Consider the following 6,119-nt stretch of genomic DNA (forward strand, 5'->3'; position numbering starts at 1 on the left):
CGAGGCCGGTCGAGGCCGGTCGAGGCCGGTCGAGGCCGGTCGGGACGGGGCGGGGCGGGACGGGGCGGGGCGGGACGGGGCGGGGCGGGACGGGACGGGGCGGGGCGGGACGGGGCGGGGCGGGACGGGGCGGGAACAGTTCCGCCGTCCGCGGCCAGGCCGGATCGGGTCGGGTCGGGTCGCGCCTGGGCGGATCGGGTCGAGCCGAGGCCGAGGTCGGCGCCGGGGTCGCGAACGGTTCCCGCCGTCCGCAGCCGGGACGGTCCGGGGTGGGAGCCACTTGCCGCCCACGAGCCGCACATTTCGGGGTGCGAGCCACCCACCGCACGATGGGTGAACGTTGCCGGGGACGAGCCGCCCACCGCCTGGAGGTTTCCAGGGGCGAGCCGCTCGGTGTACGCGGCCTGGGCGTTCGCGCTGCGGGCGGCCCGCCGACCCTCTTGTGCTGCCTGCCTTCTGGTGTCTGCTGCCGGTGCGTCAGTCGATGGCGCCGGAGCGGGTGAGGAGGTTTTCGTACCAGGTCTCGTAAGGGTGGTTGGTCGCGGGGTATGTGGCCAGGGGGTCGGTGGCTTGGCCGGCCGAGTCGATGTCCCAGCCGCGGACGAGGCGTCCCGCCTGGCGTGCTGCGGTGATGAAGGAGGACTCTCCGGCGGGCGCCGCGTAGAACAGGGCGTCCTGCTGCAGCTCCGCGCTGTCGCCCTTCTGGAACTCGACGAACGCGCGCTGCGGGTAGCTGATGCGGTCACCGGTGTGCCGGTCGGTGTCCACGCGCAGGGTCTGTGCCGGGGTCGGGCCGTCGGCTCCGTTCCATACGCGCACGCGCGACGTGCCGCTGACCGAGGTGGTCTTGTCGTAGCGGGCGTCGGAGGTCTTGGCGTTGCCGCTCCATGTGACGGTGGCGGCGCCGGCGTCGAGCACGCCGTCCCAGGTCCAGTTCTGGCTGTTGCTCTGGCTACGGTGGATCTCGCGGATCCGGGTGCCCGCCGGGTCGGTGAATTTGACCGTCGGCAGGACGCCGTCGTCGTAGCGGTGGCTGGACGACCAGGTGATCTCGCCCTGGGCGTCGAGGCGGCCGACGCGGTACCAGAGCGTGGTGGCGTTCTGCGACTGGTGCACCTCGATCACGTCCCCCGCGTCGTTCAGGGCGACGGCCGGCGTGACCCCGCTGTCGTAACGGCCGTGGCGGTGCCAGGTCACGCGGCCGTCGGCGCCGTACGAGCCGGTCCAGTACCACAGCTCGCCCGAGCCGGAGTCGTGCACCTCCACGACCTGCCCGCGTCCGTTGATCGCGATGGCCGGGCTGTTGCCCGCGTCGCGTTTGTAGGCGGCGCGGGTCTTGCCGTTGCCGGAGATCACCGTCAGGACCCGGCCGCGCAGCGCGTCCACCGACGGCGGGCTCGCCGGGTAGTTCCGGGCCTCGTACAGCCGCGCGCCGAAGACGGAGGTGAGCTCCTGGTTGAGCGCGGCCAGGTTGCCGGCGGCGTACGAGGTGTTGTCGGTCAGGTCGTCCTTGACGTCGAGCGCGACGACGACGGGTGCGGCGGCAGGGTGCTGCGCGGACCAGGTGTTGATCACGGCGAGCCAGTCGCGCAGGAGGTTCGACGCCGGGTTGCCCGAGTGGTCGACCTGGTTGCCCGGGGAGTCGTGGCCGATGGAGTAGTCCTTCGAGCTGGCATACCCGTTGTCGTGGATGTCCAGCTCGATGAAGCGGACGCCGCTGTCGAGCTGGCGGACGATCGATTCTCTGGCACCGTTGATGTCGCCCGAGTAGCTGTTGTGCGTGGCACGGAAGATCGCGGCGGATAACGGTGTGTCCACCGCCGCCTCGGCGGGCGGGGCGACCAACAGCGCGGACGCGGTGACGGTGAGGACGGACAGAACGGTTCCGTTTCGGGGCATGAATTGATCTTGATGCCTGGGAGAGTCCCGGACAAGGCGATCACACTTTTTCGCTCGTGTTGTCGCACGAATACGAAGACGAACGGGAGTACGAATACACAGGGCTGGTCGGGTCGTGCGTTACGCCGGGCCGGCCATGCGTTACGACGGGCCGGTTGTGCGAAGGACCGGTCGCGCGAAGGACCGGTCGCGCGAGGCGTACGTGCGTCGGGGCCGTGGTGGTGCAGGCGCGAAGGGCTGATGGCGGTGCGTACGTGGAGGGTGGCGCGGGTGGTGCCGGGTGTCGGTGGTGTGCCGGCGGGTGGGCGGATGGGGGTTAGGGCCCAGGTCGGGTGGGTGCTGCGGCGGTTCTCCTGGCGATGATCACGCTCCTAGCGTTGCTGTCACAACGCTTTCCGACGCAGGCAGATGCAGGAGGTGGTCGATCATGGGCCAGGTCACGCGCCGAGGATTCGTGGGTGGGGCGGCGGTGCTCGGCGGGACGGTGGCGGTGGGTCTGGGCGGGCCGTCCGGGGCACAGGCTCGGGAGCTGGGGCCCGTCCGGGTGACGCCCGGTGATCCGCGCTACGAGGATCTCGCCGTACGCCGGACGAACCTACGCTTCTCGCCCAGACCGGATTACTTCCACGTGGTCGGCTCGACCGAGCAGGTGGTCAAGGCCGTGGAGGATGGAGTCAGGGCCGGCAAGCGGATCACGGTGCGCAGCGGCGGGCACTGCTACGAGAACTTCGTCGGCGAAGGCGCGCAGGTCGTGATCGACATGTGCGAGATGTCGCGGGTGTACTACGACGACCGGCGCGGCGCGTTCGCCATCGAGGCTGGAGCGACGCTGATGCAGGTGTACCGGAGCCTGTACCTGGGCTGGGGCGTGACGATTCCCGGAGGTCAGTGCGGCGGGGTGGCGGCCGGCGGTCACATCGCCGGGGGCGGTTACGGCCAGCACTCCCGCCGTCTGGGCTCGGTGGTCGACTACCTGCACGCGGTGGAGGTCGTGGTGGTGGACCGTTCGGGACGGGCACGCGCGGTGGTCGCCACGAGAAACCCGTCCGACCCCCACCATGACCTGTGGTGGGCGCACACGGGAGGCGGGGGCGGGAACTTCGGTGTCGTGACGCGTTACTGGATGCGCGACCCGAAGGCCACGGGGAAGGACCCGGCCCGGCTGCTGCCCAAGCCGCCGCCGGCCCTGCTGGTCTGCCGTCCGGCCTGGTCATGGGCCGACATGACCAGGGAGTCGTTCAGCACCCTGCTGCGCAACCACGGCGAGTGGCACGAGCGCAACAGCGAGGCCGGCACGCCGTACGCGGGGCTCTGGAGCGCGCTGATGGTCCAGAGCCGGGTCCAGGGCGCGGACCCCGGTGGCATGATCCTGCCCACCCTGATGGAGTCCTCGGTGCCGGACGCGGAGCGCCTGCTCTCCGCCTACTTCGCGGCGGTGACGCGAGGTGTGGACGCGCGGGCGCACATCCCGCCGGTCGTGCGGATGCCGTGGTACCAGGCGGTCAGCACGCAGGCGCTGGCCGGCGACGAGGGGACGGGGATGTTCAAGGCCAAGTCCGCCCATCTGCGCCGGCGCTTCACCGACCGGCAGATCGGCGTCGCCTACGACCATCTCGGCGTGCCCGGTCCCGGCTCCGCGGGTGGCACGCTGGTGCTGGCGTCGTACGGCGGGCGGATCAACGCCGTGGCCCCCGGCGCGACCGCCGTGGCCGAGCGCGCCTCGGTCCTCAAGGCGCTGTTCGTGAACACGTGGGAGGAGGGGAACGGCGCCGAGCACATCGCGTGGGTGCGGCGCTTCTATCGGACGATGTACGCCGACACGGGCGGGGTGCCGGTGCCGGGCGGCGCCAACGGGGGCGCCTACATCAACTATCCCGACATCGACCTGGCTGATCCGGACTGGAACACCTCCGGCGTGCCGTGGTCCACGCTCTATTACGGGGACAACTACGGCCGGTTGCAGCGGGTGAAGGCCCGGTGGGATCCTCGTGGGGTGTTCCGGCACGCCCTGTCCATTCGCCCCGCCCGTTGACGACCCGCCCGGTCCCTTGACGGCCAAGGAAGGCAAGGTCGGCGTGCGTGATCAGGGCCTCATCACGGTCGAGCGGGGGGCGGGTGATCGGCCGCGGTCAGGTGCCGTCAAGCGGTCAGGCGCGCCTGAGCGGCCAGGCGCGGTTGAGGAAGGCCAGGACGGCGAGGACCCGGCGGTTGGTGTCGTCGGCGGCGTCCAGGCCGAGCTTGGCGAAGATGGCGGCGATGTGCTTGCCGACCGTCCCCTCGCTGATGTAAAGCCGCCCGGCGATGGCCGCATTCGACCGCCCCTGCGCCATGAGCTGCAGCACCTCGCGTTCACGTGGGGTCAGCGAGGCGACGGGATGCAGGGGCGAGGTGCCCCCGAGCAGTTTCGCGATCACCTCCGGGTCCATGGCGGTGCCGCCGGAGGCGACCCGGCGCAGCGCGTCCACGAAGTGGCCCGTGTCGAACACGCGGTCCTTGAGCAGGTACCCGACGCCGCCGGCGCCGTCGGCCAGCAGTTCGCGGGCGTAGATCTGCTCGACGTACTGCGACAGGACCAGCACGGGGAAGCCGGGCCGGCGGGTGCGGGCCTCGATGGCGGCCCGGACCCCCTCGTCGGTGAAGCCGGGCGGCAGCCGTACGTCCACGATCGCGGCGTCCGGCCGGTGCCGGGCCACGGCGTCGAGCAGGTCCTCGCCGGTGTCGACCGCGGCCACGACCTCGATGTCGTGGGCTCTCAGGAGGTGGGTGAGCCCTTCCCTGAGGAGGTAGACGTCTTCGGCGAGGACAACACGCATGGGATCTCCAGGGTGGCGGCGGTCGGTCCGCCGGGTGGGCTGGACAGGGTGAGGACTCCGTCGAACCCGTCGAGGCGGCGCCGGATGCCGTGCAGCCCGCCCCCGTGGCCGGCCACGGCGCCGCCCCGCCCGTCGTCGATGACGACGGCTCTGAGCAGGCCGCTCTCGTACGTCAGCGCCACCGACACCCGCGACGCGGCGGCGTGTTTGGCGACGTTGGCCAGCAGTTCGGACACGGCGAAGTAGACCGCCGCCTCGATCGGCGCGGCCGCCCGGCCGGGCAGGTCGGCGCGCACCTCGGCGTCCAGCGGGGCGTCCATCGCCAGGGTGCGTACGGCGTCGGCGAGCCCGCGGTCGGCGAGCACCGGCGGATGGATGCCGCGGATGAGCTCGCGCAACTCGCCGAGCGCGGCCACGGACATCTCCTTGGCGCCGGCGATCACGGCCTTGGCGGCCTCGGGATCGCGGTCGATGAGCTCCTCGGCCGCCCCCAGCGTCATGCCCACGGCGACCCACCTGGCCTGGGCGCCGTCGTGCAGGTCGCGTTCGATGCGGCGCAGCTCGGCGGCCTGGGCGTCGCTGATCCGGGCGCGGCTGCTGGTCAGCGTGTCGACCCGGTTCGCCAGTACGGCCGCTCTGGTCGGGGCGAGCAGGGCCCGGCTGAGCAGGGCGTGGCAGCGCAGCAGCGCAGGGGCGGCCGCGATGCCGAGGGCCGCGGCGGCCAGGACGGCGACGGGGGCGGGCAGGCCGGCCGACGCCGGTACGGCGGCGTGCAGCACGTCGCCGGGTGACCAGGTCAGGCCGATGATCAGGCTCAGGGCCTCGGTCCACGCCCACAGCCAGCACAGCAGGATCAGCCCGCCGGCGATCAGCAGGGCCGGCACGGCGAACAGCACGGCGGCGACGGGCACCTCAAGGAGCAGCCAGGCCAGGTCCCGCCACGAGGCCGGATCGCGTACCGTCCACTCGAACCGCCGGGCGCGCACGGCGGCTGCCCGCGTCCGGTAGACCGTGCCGACGGGGCCCCAGCCGAGCCGGTAGGTGCCGTCCGGCTCGGGCTGCGGCTGCGGCGGCTCGGGCCGGTAGGGCTCGGCGATCCGTACGCCCGTCCACGCGCCGATCTTCGCCCGGCGCCAGGAGACGAAGCGGCGCGAGCCCAGGACGGTCTCCGGCCACAGCCGGACCGGCATCAGCGCGATCGCCAGCAGCTGGGCCAGCGCGAACACCGCCGCCACGCCCGGCAGCACGGCGCTCGCGCAGACGTGTGCCCCGGCGGCGGCGCTGCGCCCGATCGCGCTCATCACAGGGCCCGGCTCCCGGCGGGCCCGCGGGGCGAGCAGCACCCGGGTCCAGCGGGCGTGCGCGCGCAGCAGCAACGGCCCGAGCCCGATGCCGAGCAGCGCCGCC

General features: G+C 72.6%; 4 protein-coding genes. 1 reads left to right on the top strand and 3 read right to left on the bottom strand.

The genetic code is table 11. The annotated features are described in order from the left end of the window. Nucleotides 1-477: 477 nt before the first annotated feature. On the bottom strand, nucleotides 478-1,899 hold the full coding sequence (locus ABFX54_RS55570; protein ID WP_346115426.1) for a phosphatidylinositol-specific phospholipase C domain-containing protein: 1,422 nt from the start codon (nucleotides 1,897-1,899) through the stop codon (nucleotides 478-480). Between the two features lie 427 nt (nucleotides 1,900-2,326). Between ABFX54_RS55570 and ABFX54_RS55575 the strand changes: the two genes are divergently transcribed. Beyond that, nucleotides 2,327-3,931 (top strand): FAD-binding oxidoreductase, encoded by a 1,605-nt coding sequence (locus ABFX54_RS55575; RefSeq protein WP_346115427.1) that lies wholly within the window; start codon nucleotides 2,327-2,329, stop codon nucleotides 3,929-3,931. 115 nt (nucleotides 3,932-4,046) lie between these two features. Here ABFX54_RS55575 and ABFX54_RS55580 read toward each other — a convergent pair whose 3' ends face one another. Next, nucleotides 4,047-4,712, bottom strand: coding sequence for a response regulator transcription factor (locus ABFX54_RS55580; protein ID WP_346115428.1), 666 nt, complete (start codon nucleotides 4,710-4,712; stop codon nucleotides 4,047-4,049). After that, a partial coding sequence (locus ABFX54_RS55585) for a sensor histidine kinase (protein ID WP_346115429.1) occupies nucleotides 4,652-6,119 on the bottom strand: 1,468 nt, incomplete at its 5' end. The genes ABFX54_RS55585 and ABFX54_RS55580, both read right to left, overlap by 61 nt.

Origin of the sequence: Nonomuraea maheshkhaliensis (assembly GCF_039529435.1) — a bacterium.
Taxonomy (GTDB): Bacteria; Actinomycetota; Actinomycetes; order Streptosporangiales; family Streptosporangiaceae; genus Nonomuraea; species Nonomuraea maheshkhaliensis.